General features: G+C 42.1%; 11 protein-coding genes. 2 read left to right on the top strand and 9 right to left on the bottom strand.

The window, feature by feature from the left end; translation table 11 throughout:
• The 3 genes from rnr to eno form a co-directional block, all read right to left on the bottom strand.
• Positions 1-2,034: a ribonuclease R gene (gene rnr / locus DWX28_RS00910; protein ID WP_118251403.1), complete on the bottom strand. Its 2,034-nt coding sequence runs from the start codon at positions 2,032-2,034 to the stop codon at positions 1-3.
• Between the two features lie 73 nt (positions 2,035-2,107).
• Complete coding sequence (gene secG, locus DWX28_RS00905; protein WP_022215550.1) at positions 2,108-2,347, bottom strand: preprotein translocase subunit SecG; 240 nt, start codon at positions 2,345-2,347, stop codon at positions 2,108-2,110.
• Between the two features lie 312 nt (positions 2,348-2,659).
• Positions 2,660-3,985 carry a phosphopyruvate hydratase gene (gene eno, locus DWX28_RS00900; RefSeq protein ID WP_118251402.1) on the bottom strand — a complete coding sequence of 442 codons (1,326 nt, stop codon included), beginning with the start codon at positions 3,983-3,985 and terminating at the stop codon, positions 2,660-2,662.
• Positions 3,986-4,507: 522 nt separating this feature from the next.
• On the opposite strand from eno, the gene DWX28_RS00895 reads away from it, so the two are divergent.
• Positions 4,508-5,350, top strand: a complete 843-nt coding sequence (locus tag DWX28_RS00895) for a polysaccharide deacetylase family protein (protein ID WP_022215552.1) — start codon at positions 4,508-4,510, stop codon at positions 5,348-5,350.
• 13 nt (positions 5,351-5,363) lie between these two features.
• On the opposite strand, the gene tagD is transcribed toward DWX28_RS00895, so the two are convergent.
• The 6 genes from tagD to DWX28_RS00865 all read right to left on the bottom strand — a co-directional run bounded on the left by tagD (position 5,364) and on the right by DWX28_RS00865 (position 13,342).
• Positions 5,364-5,771 carry a glycerol-3-phosphate cytidylyltransferase gene (gene tagD, locus DWX28_RS00890; RefSeq protein ID WP_022215553.1) on the bottom strand — a complete coding sequence of 136 codons (408 nt, stop codon included), beginning with the start codon at positions 5,769-5,771 and terminating at the stop codon, positions 5,364-5,366.
• A gap of 36 nt (positions 5,772-5,807) precedes the next feature.
• Complete coding sequence (locus DWX28_RS00885) at positions 5,808-7,199, bottom strand: InlB B-repeat-containing protein (RefSeq protein WP_118251401.1); 1,392 nt, start codon at positions 7,197-7,199, stop codon at positions 5,808-5,810.
• Between the two features lie 126 nt (positions 7,200-7,325).
• Entirely contained in the window at positions 7,326-8,447 is a 1,122-nt protein-coding gene (glf, locus tag DWX28_RS00880; protein ID WP_118251400.1) for a UDP-galactopyranose mutase, read from the bottom strand.
• Positions 8,448-8,469: 22 nt separating this feature from the next.
• On the bottom strand, positions 8,470-9,693 hold the full coding sequence (locus DWX28_RS00875; protein ID WP_118251399.1) for an FkbM family methyltransferase: 1,224 nt from the start codon (positions 9,691-9,693) through the stop codon (positions 8,470-8,472).
• A 17-nt stretch (positions 9,694-9,710) separates the two neighbouring features.
• Complete coding sequence (locus DWX28_RS00870; protein WP_118251398.1) at positions 9,711-12,110, bottom strand: glycosyltransferase; 2,400 nt, start codon at positions 12,108-12,110, stop codon at positions 9,711-9,713.
• 89 nt (positions 12,111-12,199) lie between these two features.
• Positions 12,200-13,342, bottom strand: a complete 1,143-nt coding sequence (locus tag DWX28_RS00865; RefSeq protein ID WP_118251397.1) for a glycosyltransferase family 2 protein — start codon at positions 13,340-13,342, stop codon at positions 12,200-12,202.
• Between the two features lie 201 nt (positions 13,343-13,543).
• On the opposite strand from DWX28_RS00865, the gene DWX28_RS00860 reads away from it, so the two are divergent.
• Positions 13,544-15,022: a glycosyltransferase family 2 protein gene (locus DWX28_RS00860; RefSeq protein WP_118251396.1), complete on the top strand. Its 1,479-nt coding sequence runs from the start codon at positions 13,544-13,546 to the stop codon at positions 15,020-15,022.
• Positions 15,023-15,109: the final 87 nt, after the last annotated feature.

The following is a 15,109-nucleotide window of genomic DNA, read 5'->3' as shown; positions in this document are numbered from 1 at the left end:
TTACTCAACAACGGTAAAATCTACCGTTCTCTTCAGAGCATCCGCATCTGCCACCCTGACTCTTACTTTCTGTCCGAGATGGTAGACTTTGTGGCTCAGTTCGCCGCTCAGCTCATAAGTTTCTTCGTTATAAGAATAATAATCGTCCCGAAGGCTCGTCACATGAACAAGTCCCTCGACGGTATTCGGAAGTTCCACATAGAATCCATAAGCAGTCACGCCTGAAATGATGCCCTCAAATTCTTCACCGAGATGATAAGACATGTATTCAGCTTTCTTTAAGCGGTCTGACTCTCTCTCTGCTTCCTGTGCCCTTCTCTCACATGCACTGGACTGCTGTGCAACATGTTCGAGGATCTCTCTGTAATGCTCTGTCTTTCCTTCTCTCTGAAGTCTCCCCCTTATATTATCACGAATGATACGGTGGATCTGTAAATCTGGATATCTCCTGATCGGAGAAGTAAAATGACAGTAATATTTCGCTGCAAGACCAAAGTGACCGCTGCACTGTGTCGTATATTTTGCCTGCTTCATCGTACGCAGGGTCAGACGGCTGATCATTGTCTCATTCGGCAGTCCCTGGATACTTTCGATGATCTCCTGGATCTCCTTCGGGGTGATCTCCTCACCGGCCTTCTGCACAGAGATCCCCTGGTTTCGAAGAAGCGTCAGAAGACTCTCCACACGTTCCGGATCCGGGGTCTCGTGAGTACGGTATACAAACGGATACTCACCCTGACAGTACTCCTTTGCAACGGTCTCATTTGCCATCAGCATGAAATCCTCAATGATCTCTGTCGCCACATTCGCCTCATAAGCCTGCACATCGATCGCTCTTCCCGCGCCGTTGAGGGTGATCTTGCTCTCCGGAAAATCAAAGTCGATCGATCCTCTGTGGTGCCTGCGGCTCCGAAGAAGCTCTGAAAGTTCTTTCATCAGGAAAAACATTGGCACAAAATCCGCATACTCAAGGCTTGTCTCAGTATCGCCGTCTTCCAGGATGCAGCGTACCTGCGTATAACTCATTCTTCGATCCACGCGGATGATCGTCTCTGCGATCTTGTGATCGATCACCTGGCCGTTCTTGTCAATATCCATAAGACAGCTTAAAGTCAGTCGATCCTCTCCCTGGTTCAGTGAACAGATTCCATTTGAAAGCCGCTCCGGAAGCATCGGGATCACACGGTCTGCAAGGTACACACTGGTTCCTCTCTTTAGTGCTTCTTTGTCCAGTGCGCTGCCTCCCTGAACATAGTTGCTCACATCTGCGATATGCACACCAAGATGATAGATATCGCCTTCTTTTGTAAGAGAGATCGCATCATCGAGGTCCTTGGCATCCTCTCCGTCAATCGTCACGGTCTGAAGATGTGTGAGGTCCATCCTGCCATCTCTGTCGGCATCAAGCACGTGATCCGGAACACGTCCTGCCTGTGTGATGACCTTCGGCGGGAACTCTGACGGGATATTGAAACTCTTCACGATCGCCAGGATATCCGTTCCAGGTGCATTTATGCTTCCCATATCCTCCTTGATCCTGCCTTCCGGCTTATGTCTCTCATCTCCATAATCAATGATCTCTGCCACGACCTTGTCGCCATCACGGACTCCCTTGGAATTCTTAGCTGCGATATAGATATCCTTTGCATACTTCTGATTGTCACAAAGTACAAATCCATAATCACGTTCTCTCTGAAAAGTACCCACAACCTCCGTGGTCCCACGCTCAAGGATTTCGACAACCGTGCCCTCCTGACGCTTCCCGCTGCCGGACTTCTTCTTCACAAGGACTCTCACCTTGTCCTGATGCATGGCAGTTCCTACAGAATTTGCCGGAATAAAGATATCATCTTCCTCGTCCTCAAGTTCCACAAATCCAAAGCCCTTCTGGTTGCCTATGAAGGTACCCTCTTTGATCAGGCCCTGTTTCTCAAACTCCCGGAGATCTCTTTTCTTTAATTTAAATTTATCTTTCTTTATCTGTTTGCCCTTGGAAAATTTCTTTTTCTTTTCCCAGTTTTTCTTTCTGCTCACCTAAAGCTCTCCTTTATTGATATCCAACGTAAAAAAAGCACTCTTGCAATTTATACAAGAGTGTTTCCTTTGACTAAAAATTCATATTTAAAACAGCTGCCAGTATAAAAAATAACACTGCCATGATCGTAGTTGCTCTTACAAGGCCACCTTCCATAGAACGTCCCTTGTTTCTTCCCCAGTATGTATCTGAGGCACCTGAAATCGTTCCACCCAGGCCCTGCTGCTTGCCTTCCTGCATCAGAACAACAACAGTCAGCGCAATACAATCTATAGCAAAAATAATAGTCAGTATTGTTCTCAAAATCTGCACTTCGGTTACACCTCCTAATCAACTGCAAAATATTGTGTTACTGTTCACTTCGTTCACAGTAACTTGGTCAAAATGCATTTCAAATCACCTTCGGTGATGGCATTTTGCCCTGTATGTCTCGGGATTTTGCCATATTCATGGCAAAACACCTCGCGGAATATTACCTGTGGACAGTAATAAGATTGTACCATACCGCCCTCTGGATTTCAACCGTTTTTGGATAAGTTTCAGGGCAAAAATCCGATTCCCCCTGCTTTTTTGGCACTGTGCAGACAGAATCGGATCCTGTACACCGCATTTTTTATTCAGACGTCACTCTTTTTGAAATGGATTTTCATAAACAGCATCTTCTCCAAGCAATTCACTGATCCGGATGAGCTGATTGTATTTCGCATTCCGGTCAGAGCGGCATGGTGCTCCTGTCTTGATCTGCCCGGCTCCTGTCGCCACTGCAAGATCTGCGATAAAAGCATCTTCTGTCTCGCCCGAACGATGTGAGATGATCGCACGGTATCCTGCGTGCTGCGCCATTTTCACTGCATCCATCGCCTCGCTTAAGGTACCGATCTGGTTTACTTTGACGAGGATCGCATTTGCCGCCTCAAGCCTGATTCCACAGGAAAGTCTTTTGACATTTGTGACAAAAAGATCATCTCCCACAAGCTGCAGCCTGTCTCCGAGACGTTCTGTCATTGTTTTCCAGCCTTCCCAGTCATCCTCATTAAGACCATCCTCAATTGAAATGATTGGAAATTCTTCCAGAAGTTCTTCATAATAATCGATCATTTCTGCCGCATCCCGGAGCACTTCTTCGGCTTTCATCTTACTCTCACCCGGAAAACGGTACACACCCTGTTCTTCATCATAAAGTTCACTGGCTGCTGCATCGATCGCAATAAAAATATCTTTTCCCGGTTCATACCCTGCTTTTTCAACTGCCTCAAGGATCAGCCGCAGGACATCCCTGGAATCTTTGAGATCTGGCGCAAAACCACCTTCATCCCCTACCGCTGTCGAAAGGCCGTTCTCTCTGAGAAGGATCTTGAGAAACTGATAGATCTCCACACACATCCGGATCCCATCTTCAAAATTCCCGGCACCGCAGGGCATGATCATGAATTCCTGCAGATCTACAGTGTTGTCCGCATGCTTTCCTCCATTCAGGATATTCATCATCGGAACCGGCATTTTTCTTGTATGGCAGCCGCCAAGATACTGATAAAGCGGAATCCGAAGCGCCATCGCCGCTGCCCGGGCAACCGCCATGGAAACGCCCAGAGTTGCATTTGCCCCGGCACTGCTCTTGTTTTCCGTTCCATCTGCCTTAATCAGAAGCTCGTCGATCCGCACCTGATTCAGCGCATTTTCTCCAAGAATGGCTTCCGCCAGTCTGATATTTACATTTTCGACTGCTTTTCGCACACTTAATCCGACATAATATCCTTTTTCTCCATCCCGGAGTTCCACCGCCTCAAATCTTCCTGTCGATGCTCCGGATGGCACGATCGCCCTCGCTGTATATCCCTCAATTCCAATGATCCCTTCGCCTACGGTAGCTTCCACCTCAACAGTAGGTGTTCCTCTGGAGTCCAGAACCTGTCTTGCGTGGATCCTGCGTACAGGTAGATAACGCAACATGAGATTACCTCCTTCATCAAATGATAAACTTAGTTTTCCCCTGATGCTTCTTTCTATGCAGAGATCGTCGCAATTTCATTTTCTGTATTATTTTCAGATAATTCTATTTTTATTGTATTGTTTGCTGTATACAAAATATTTATTTTTAAATTTTTATTTTTATTGTTGACAAATGTAATTTTATCTGTTATATTAAGTACATAAAACAAAGGAACGAAAACAAAAAAACAAACAGAAAGGCGTGAGACCACCGAAAACTTAAGCGAACCCCAATACTTTAAGAAAGGCAGGTACAGACCACCAGAAACGTAAATCTTAACACATCATAATTTCAGGAAGAGAGGTACGGACCACCAGAAACGTAAACTCATAATTATTCCAAATGTTTTATAAACTAAACAGGAGGTACGTTCCATTGGACAATGAACAGTAGAAGAGCCACCAGATTAAATAATTCATCTGATGGCTCTAATTTTTTGTCTTCTTACATATACTGAATCAAACATCTACATGGAGATTCCCATGACATCTTTTTTTATTCTTGTCTTTCACTACATAAAGAAATCCCGCTTTTTATGTTCTCTCCTTCTGCTGGCCGGTGCTTTTACCCTCGGCAGTCTGCTTGGAATCCTCACCGGAACGCTTTCTCCCACAAAAGAAACCTCTGCTTCTGTCCAAAGTGCAAGCTGGGGATTAAGTTTTCAGGAAGAAGGAAAACGTCCTGCCGGAAACGCCACCATCGATGATCTGAAACAGTACAACGCCTATTATGCCAGCGATACTGACGAAAAAATCCTCTATCTGACTTTTGATGCCGGATATGAGAATGGAAACACCCCTGCAATCCTGGAGGCACTTAAAAAGCACCAGGCTCCCGCTGTCTTTTTTGCTGTCGGAAATTTTATCAAAGATAATCCCGATCTTATCAAACGCATGATCACAGAGGGGCATATTGTGGGAAACCATACGATGACCCATCCGGATATGTCTCAGATTTCTTCGATGGAATCCTTTCAGAAGGAACTTGAAGGCGTGGAAGAACTCTATACTTCCGTAACGGGCGAACCCATGACCAAATTTTACCGGCCGCCCCGCGGTGTCTACAGCACAGAAAATCTTTCCATGGCAAAAGAACTTGGCTATTCCACCTTTTTCTGGAGTCTTGCCTATGTGGACTGGATCCAGGAGCAGCAGCCCTCGAAGGAAGAAGCTTTCCAGAAACTGATTCCCCGGATCCACCCTGGTGCGATCGTTCTGCTCCACAATACTTCCTCCACGAACGCCGCGATCCTGGATGAACTTCTCACCAGATGGGAAGAAATGGGCTACCAGTTCCACTCCATAAAAGAACTGACCGAGGCGTAACCCCGGTCAGTCATTATTTCTGCTGTTCTTTTGTGTGAAGATCTTCCTTGATCTGGGAACTGGAGATCTCAGGTGTACGTGGCAGGTAAACCACCTCGCAGCCTTCTTCTTTGAGGAAATCAAACTTACCTTTCCAGTCATCTCCCATCACAAAGGTATCTACATGATATTCTTTTACGTCGGAACGTTTCTGTTCCCAGTTTTCTTCCGGAATTACAAGATCCACATAACGGATTGCCTCCAGAAGCTGTTTCCTTTTTTCGTAGGAGAAATAACATTTCTTCTGCTTTTCATTCCAGTTGAACTCATCTGTGGAAAGACCTACGATCAGATAATCTCCAAGCTGTCTGGCACGACGCAAAAGATTGATATGCCCATAATGAAGCAGGTCGAAAGTTCCGTATGTGATTACTCGTTTCATAATTAATAAAGATTCCTCTCTGATTTCAATAATAGATCAGGCATTCAGCTTCCTGATACAGTAGCCATAAATACGGAGAGTCGTTTCAACCGAATAATGAAGTCCATCATAGATTCCTGCATCATAACGGTTGCTGCTCCATCCATATTTCTGAAGGTTCGTACAGGTATTAATATAAATAAACGCACGATCACTTCCACTGCATAATTTCTGATAAATTGTCTTATTAAAAGCTGCCACCTGTGCTTCTGTTCTCGTTCCGGCACCATAGCTTCGAATCATGGCACTGTTCACCGGATTTACAGAAAGATAATACATATCACAATTATAATTCTGTTTGAGATTTTCGGACACTTTTCTCATGTAAACAACATATGTATTGATGTTACTCATATCATTTACACCGAGATTAATAATAACCGCTTTCTTTGTCTTACGTGACTGCTTCGACAGTTTCCGGAGCAGTTCCCTGTAACCAGTCTGTCGGAACCAGTCAAGTCCCTGATTTCCTTTACATACAAAATCTACATTTGAAGGAGCAGAATTTCCAAGGGCAAGCTGAAGCCCAACCGTTCTGGAATCTCCTACAAAATAAACCATCTGATGTTTCGTAGGTTTTATAATTGATGCCGGTGCACGATCCTGTTTTGAGAAAAATACAACCATATAATAGTTTCCTGTTCTGGTAGGAATTTTATCGCCTGCCTTATATTCAGGATTGGTTGTTTTTCCCTTGGTACGTGACCAGCCCAGACACATATTTGCGCTGTTCAGGTTTACTGCCGGAAATGTTGCACTTCCGGAACTGGTATCCACAATTTTCCATACCGTTCCGTCGTATTTACGGAGATTGACTCCTGTAATTTTCTTTCCGACAATATAAAACTTCATATTACCGGTAACACGCAGACTGTCGCCCTCTTTTTTGACTGTTTTACCATTTATAGAAGTACTCCATCCGAGGAACTTATACCCCGTCGCCGTCGGATGCAGAGGAAATGTCAGCACCTGACCCTGATATCCCTGTTCCCGCAGGCTGGTATATTCTTTGCCTCCATTCATGGTATAGTATCTTACCGTATAGAGCTTATAATAACGCAGACAGAATTTCGTGTTTTTTGTAATTCTCACATTCCTTCCTGTAGCATATTTCAGCTCTTTGGTCCCACTCTTCTCTACCCATACGCATTTATAACCGGAACGGTTTACTGTCGGAAGCTGAATATAACTCCCCTTAGTTACAGTCCTGGCCCACTTACGAAATGTATCATTAGAAACTACGCCATTGGAATTCGCAAAAACAACTTTACACTTCTCTGTAGTGGCTGCCTGAGCCGAAACCGGTCTGCTGGCTGCCAGAAGCAGGAAACCAAACAACACTGTCAAAAAGATGATTCCTCTCCACCTGTTTACCGTGGCTTTTCTCATAAAAAAACTCCTTACTTATGTCTTCTCATCAAATCGTAATTTTTCTTGTTTCCGAGTTTTACTATAACAGTTTTCCAATTCTGATGCAATACAAATTTCATCAGAGTTTCATATTTTTGTCATATTTCAGAGTTCTTTTTCACACATCGAAAGCGCAGATGCGATTACTGCGTCCATATCATAGTACTTATATTCGCCCAGGCGCCCACCAAAAATCACTTTTTTTTCTTTTTCAGCAAGATTTTTGTACTTCTCGTAAAGTTCCCCGTTTTTCTCATCATTTACCGGATAATAGGGCTCATCTCCAGGTTTCCATTCAGAACTGTATTCACGGCTGATCACGGTTTTGGGAATTTCCTGTCCATCATCATCTTTGCCAAACTCAAACCATTTGTGCTCAATAATTCTGGTCCACGGAGTTTCAACATCCGTATAATTGACTGCTGCATTCCCCTGGAAATTTGGTTTATCAAGAAGTTCTGTCTCAAAACGCACAGAACGATATTCCAGATAGCCCATCTGATATCCAAAATACGCATCAATCGGACCAGTATAGATTACTTTGTCCGCAAGTGCATCCCACTCATCTTTCTTTTCAAGATAATCTTCCTCCAGGCGAACCTCAATGCCATCCAGCATATTTGCAACCATTCTGGTATAACCGCCCATCGGAATCCCCTGATACAGTGCATTGAAATAGTTATTGTCAAAAGTCAGCCTCACCGGCAGTCTCTTGATGATAAACGCCGGAAGCTCCCTGCAGCTTCTGCCCCACTGTTTCTCGGTATATCCTTTGATCAGTTTCTCAAAAATATCTCTTCCTACCAGAGAGATTGCCTGTTCCTCCAGATTCTTCGGTTCTTTGATTCCTGCCTCACGCTTCTGTTCTTCGATCCGGGCTTCCGCCTCCTGTGGAGTTACCACGCCCCACATTTTATTGAATGTGTACATATTAAATGGAAGTGAATAAAGTTCTCCGTGATAATTGGCCACCGGGCTGTTTGTAAAACGGTTAAATTCCGCAAACTGAGTGATATAATCCCAGACTTTTTTATTATTGGTATGGAAAATATGTGCTCCGTATTTATGCACATGAATTTTTTCTATGTCTTCTGTATATACATTTCCGGCAATATTCGGACGCTTGTCAATCACAAGAACGGATTTCCCTGCTTTTTGGGCCTCATGTGCAAAAACTGCACCATAAAGCCCTGCACCGACTACCAGATAATCATAATGTTTATTCATGAAATCAACCCTCTACTTTTCATCATCTGACTTCTGCGATCAGAAGCACTTCTCTGGAAACAGAATAATCCACCGGTTTATGAATCCTGAACTTATATCCCAGATTCCAGCTTTCAATAATTGGTTTGATATCAAAGAAATCATCTGCATTATGATATATACTCATCAGCAGAACTGGTTTATGTTTCTCGATAGTTTTTCTTGCGCCTGCAAGGAAATCCTGTTCCGCCCCCTCAATATCTACTTTTATAAGGCCGACTTCAATATCTGTTCCTTCCATATAAGCATCCAGTGTATCTACCTGTACCGTTTCTGTTCCGGTTACTGTCGCAACACCATTTTCATGAAATGCGCTGGATGGACCTGCCAGTTTCATCTCCATGCTTCCCTTTTCTCTTCCCAGTGCCATATGTTCAGGAATAACGTTCTCCAGATGATTAAGCTTGATTGTCTCTTTCATCAGTGTGAAGTTCTTTTCCGTAGCTTCAAAACTGTAAACTCTCCTCTGGGTTAACGGCTTCAATATCAGTATAGAATCTCCGATATATCCTCCTACGTCCAGAATATCTTTATTCTGAATGGATTCCGGATGCTCGATGCAGTCAATTCCATGTTTATAAATAAACACACTCGCCTCAAAATGTCGAATCGGAAGAAAATAGTGTTTGTAGCAGTACATATCATCCGCTACACGAAAGATCTGCTGCTTCAGTTCCCTGTCCATTTCCAGAATCTGTTTCTGCTCTTCCTCGCTGAAAAGGTCAACTTTCTGCCCCATAGTGTCTTTGACCAGTCTCTGTCTCTGCAGAATTTTGACAATTTCTTCTACATCTTCCGGATCCAGACCCTCTATTAAATTCAGAAATTTCTCCTTAAAATCTGGTCTCTCATACATTTCATAAAAGGAAGTAATAACTTTTCGTTCATAATTGTTGTTATATTCATATTTCTTTGGAACCTGCTCCAGCTGATCTGAAATCTGGCTCAATTCCTTATGGATTTTTGGAAAATTATGATCCAGTTTCCAGATCACATCCCTGACTCTGGTAATACATTCACGAATCAGTGCAACTATATTGTTTTCTGCTTTGCGGATTTCTGCTTTGTTTGTTTTCTGCTGTTCCTTCAGACTCCTGTCGATATGATTATCAAATGTCTTTTCCAGCTGCTTCGCAATTTTTCGGTTATCTTTTTCTACCTTGTCAAACGTCGCAGGAATAATCTTTTTCAGTATTTTTTTACTCATTTTCAGCTGCCTCCTACTTATTTCGAAAGTCGTTTAAGAAACTTTTTCATTTTTCTTGGGACATAAAGGATTGTCTTACCCACTTTAAAAGTTTCTGAATTTTTGACCTTTCTCTGTGCTGCTTTAACCTCTCGTGTTTTTTGTTCTTTCAGACGTGTAATCTGACCTTCCATATTTTTGATCCTGCCCTGCTTTCCCTTATAGGCATAGCTGGTAAGGAAACGGAAAATAACATTGTCTACGCTGTCTTCATCTATTTCTTTTTCTTCATATAAAGTATCAAAAAACTGTTTCCATGTCTGACCAATGTCCACGGCCTCCAGTTCTTTGATGTGCTGCTTTCCTTCCTCAGCAAGCCGTCTGCATTCTTCTGAATTCCGGAGAAGTTCTGTGACTTTCTGTGCCAGAAGATCCGGACGTTTCTGTCTGCTGGTAACGATTCCGCGTCCATCTCTTATAAATGTAAGCCATGGCATATCATAGGTAACGATCGGTGTCCCATGAGATAACGCCTCACAGAATACCATCGGAAAGCCCTCATATTCTGATGTATACATCAGAAGCTGTGCTTTTTCGTAGTATTTCTCTACTTCTGATGTGAATCCTTCCAGTATGACATTATCCTGAAGTCCCAGCTGGCAGATCAGATTCTTCAGCATTTCTGTCAGTTTCTCATCTCCATCACCTACCATATGGAGCCTGATATCCGGAAATTCTTTCACTATATGTTCCATGGCATAGACTACATCCAGAGGCTGCTTCTCCTTTGCAATCCTGCCAAGCCACAGAATATTATTCTCTTCTTTTTTGACTTCTTTCATATTGCCTGTAGAAAAAGTGATTGGATTCGAAATATATGTCACATGAGGATTGAAGCATTTTACATACTTCTCATCCACTTCTGACAGTACAACAACACCGTCACAGATCTGATAATCATACATCAGTTCTGCAAATTTATCTGACACAAAACCAAAAGGAACACTGGTAAAACTGTGTGCATGAATTATAAATCCTGGTTTTGACGGCTGTCCCTTAATGCTGAGCATATCCCACATTGTACATGGTGCTACCCACATTCCTGTAACCATCAGATCAATCTTATGTTTCTCGATAATTGTGCTCCATGCATGGTATCGCTCTTTATAATGTTCGCGAACTGCTGTCTCTGATGACGGAATATATTCTCTGACAACTGCGTAATCCAGTTCATACTCCGGGATTCCCTCACCGTCTTCTGTTTCTTCATCTGTCACCAGCACTACTTTATAAACAGGATCTCCTTTGGCATCACGCATTTTGGCCCATTCATTTGCCAGAACTGCAACTACTCGCTGTGCACCGCCGTTTTTAATAGAACGATAGTAAATTCCAATCGTTTTAATCTCGTTGCCCTTGTTTCTGGTAGTTTTGAAGTAGTCTACATCCACCATCTTTTCTGCCAGTTCAACAGATTTGTGCCAGTTTCTTTCTGCTAATTTTGAAATGACATCTTCCAGTCCCCAGGTATCCACCAGATGATCAAAGCCTTCGGAAATATTTTCTGTCTGCAGATTATTCTGCCAGCGGCTGACACAGTCTGCCAGAAAATGCTGATAAATCCCATCCAGGATCTCCTTATACTTCTCCTGTTCCTGTTTTTTGTCAATAAAACGTACCAGGCATTCCCAGATCTGCTTCTCAGTCATCATAACATCAAACTTCGGAATAGAAATATAATCACTTCCGGTCACACCTATACCAAACATATATCTGTACAGACGATTTTCAATTCCCATATAGCTCCTGGAATAATACGCAATCAGGAAAAATGCATACAGATCCTGTGCCTTTGGATAAAAGCCATCTTCTACATCGGCAAATGCCTGGCGGCATATTTCACCATTAAAGATTTTATTCCACAGGCTGAATCCCACTTTCTTTTCTTTCCAGCAGGAAAAGATCAGATTCTCCGCGCGGATCTCCTCCAGACATGGAAACAGAAATCTCTGATTCATCTGAATACGCTCTTCTGAACCCCCTGCACAGTTTACTACTTCTGTGTCAAACTGTACCATATCTGTACCATATTTCTCAATTGTCTCTGAGGCGATCTGACAGGCATCCGGGCAAAGCTCATCATCACCATCTACAAACATAATATACTTTCCACAAGAAACAGCCACACCATCTTTTCTTGCCTGGGAAGTACTGAGATTTGTCTCATGGAAGATTGCCTTGATACGGTTATCCCTGTCCGCATACTCCTTCAGAATTTCTGCTGAACGGTCATCAGAGTGGTCTTCGACGCATATAATTTCAATATTTTTGAGTGTCTGACCGATAATACTGTCCAAACATCTGTGGATATACGGTTCTACGTTACAAATCGGAACGATTACTGACACTAATGGGTTTTCATTATTTTTTATATTCATTTTAACAATCCTCAATCTGTTATTTTAATCAGCTGCACTATAACACAGACTTATTCTGTTCGCAAGTTACTATTCTCTGTTCAGTTTTGCTATTCGGACATTCGAAATATTTTGCCAACCTTGCGCAATGCCTTTCCGGCTTTTTGGGTAATATGCATATTTTCCTTTTTTTCTGCATTTTTGGCACGCTTTACCCAATAAGATTTTTCCTGTTTGAGTTTCTTTATTTCTTCAAACAGATACTGCTGCACATCGTATTTCAGAATATTTTCATAAATCTCATATTTCTTTTTGTTGTAGGAATAGCATTCTTCCTTCGAAAAATTTTTCAGGTCAAATTCCTGAAACACCTTATTACGAAGTCCCTCATATACTTCACAATATGTTTCCGCGCTTTTCAGGGAGCACAGATTATAAATTGCTATGCCAAACGCCATATTACGAAAACTGCACTCCAGATCTTTGTAAATTCCCTGTTTCTCCAGTTCATTTCTTATTGATTTCACTGCCTCATACCAGTTCCAGGGAGATTTTGCATTGTTTGCCTGAAGGCTTTCTCCCGACTGTCTGTAATTCACAAAGACCTCTGGCACTACTGTAATACGCTTCGCCAGTGCCATTGCCATAAATATAAAGTAAATATCATTGCTGCGTGGAAGCAGCATGAAGCGTAACTGATATTCATCGATCAGATCTTTGCGGATCAGTTTACTCCAGGGACAACCTGTCGTGATGTTCAGAGTATATGGCATTTTTCTGCCCTCAAATGGAATTTCCGCGGGGAGATACTCTTTCTGTATAATATAATCAATTTCTTTATAGACTTTTGTTTTTTCATTATACAGCCGCGCATCAAAAAGACAGATATCGGCATCATCTTCTTCTGCTTTTTCGTAACTCTTTTTCAGCATATCCGGCTCAAAGAAGTCATCTCCATCCAGAAACAGGCAATACTTTCCATCTGCGTTTTCGATTCCTGTATTTCGCATAGCTCCTGCCAGGCCGCAATGTGGCATCTCTATCAGTCTGATCCTCTGATCTTTCTTTATATGTTCTCGAATTCTTTCACGTGTCCGATCATCCGATCCATCATCTACACAGATCACTTCAAAATCATCAAATGTCTGAGCCTGAAGACTGTCCAGACACTGATCTATATATTTCTCGATATTGTAAGCAGGAATAATGACAGAAATCGCCCGGCTGCTCTCCCTTTTACCCACGTCTTTCATAGGTTGTGTCCTCACTTTTTCTGTATATGATAGCTGTAGTATAGCATAAACTGCATATATTTAGCAAATTCATTTCTCATATTACAATTTATTTATAAATATATAAACTATATTAAATATGTTTTATGTTTTTATATTTTCCTGACCTGTTTTACCATTTTATGATATGATACACATATTCTTAGGTAAGGAGATCACACCATGAATCACGATTCAAGAACATATCCTTTTAAATTTTCAATCATTACTGCCGTATACAATGTAGCTTCCTATCTTTCTGAAACTGTTGAAAGTATTCTCTGTCAGGATATTGGTTTTAAAGAATCTGTTGAACTTATTCTTGTTGACGATGGATCTACAGATTCTTCCGGTGAAATCTGTGACCATTATCAGGCATTATATCCATATAATATTAAAGTGCTGCACAAACCAAACGGAGGTGCTGCTTCTGCCAGGAATGCCGGAATTGCACTTGCATCCGGAAAGTACCTGAATTTCCTGGACGGAGACGACAAACTTTCTCCAAATACGCTTTCTGCTGTATACAACTTTTTTTCCACTGTTGATGATCAGATCAGTCTTGTATCTGTTCCGATACAGTTTTTTGAAAAAAAGGAAAACGCCCATCGGCTCAACTATAAATACCGGGACGGCAAAGATCAGATCATTGATCTGAATGTCCAGTACTCCTATGTACAGATGTCTATTGCTTCTTCCTTTATAAAGCATAATGTACTTAACGATCATTCTTTTGATACTTCTCTGCGCTATGCAGAAGATGCAAAAGTGATCATGCAGCTTCTGCTCGATCACCCATACTATGGAATTGTCCCTTCCGGCTGCTATTATTATCGTTTTCGAAACACACAGAATTCTGCTCTGAATGGCACAAAACTACACAGAGAATGGTATCTTGACTGTCTGAAAAATTATCTTCAGTGGGCACTTCACTCTGCCCGCCAAAAATATGGTAAAATTCCATTTTTTGTCCAGTATAATGTCATGTATGATCTCCAGAGCCGGTTCGGCGTGCCTGAAATACCGGAATCTGTCCTGACTACGGCTGAACATCTGGAATTCCGGACACTCCTTAAGGAACTGCTGCAATCCATCGACGATAAGATCATTCTGGAACAGAAAAATCTTTCCCGCGAACAGAAAGACTATATCATCTCTTTCAAAAAAGGAAATGGCACCCTGACGCATGCACCAGAAGATCTTTTTTTTCAGTATGGGAATTTGAAGCTTTATCCTGCCTCATCCTATCTTCTGAAATTATTTCATGCTGAAATTTCAGGAAAAGATCTGAGGATTACAGGATCTGTAAAATTCAACAGCAGATTTCCATATCCGTCTGCACTTTATGTACAGTTGCAGCGCCACATGCTGAAAGCCCGTATTTTTTACTGTGACTGGTCAGCAAATACATCTTCTGATTTTGTATTTGACGGAACACTTCTGTCACAGTTTTTGGATTTCGAAGTAAAAATTCCTCTGCGCTTTCTTCATGGACAAAGTACTCTGCTGTTCTATATGGTCTGTGACAGTCAGCCTGTCAGATTCAAAAGTCTCCGTGCGGAGTCATCTTTTCCGGCTGTTACTTCTTCATCCGGAACATCCTGCCAGTTGTCCATCGTTTCGCACACATTATCTTTAAAGAAACGCAGGAGCTTCTTCTGATTGCAATATCATAATTATCGCCCGGCACAAAGTGTTATTTAAAATAACATTTTGTGCTATATTTTTTCTTGATTTCCTGTTTTTTCT

Source organism: Blautia sp. AF19-10LB, from assembly GCF_003461245.1.
Lineage (GTDB): Bacteria > Bacillota > Clostridia > Lachnospirales > Lachnospiraceae > Blautia_A > Blautia_A intestinihominis.
This window is presented reverse-complemented; position numbering and strand designations above follow the sequence as displayed.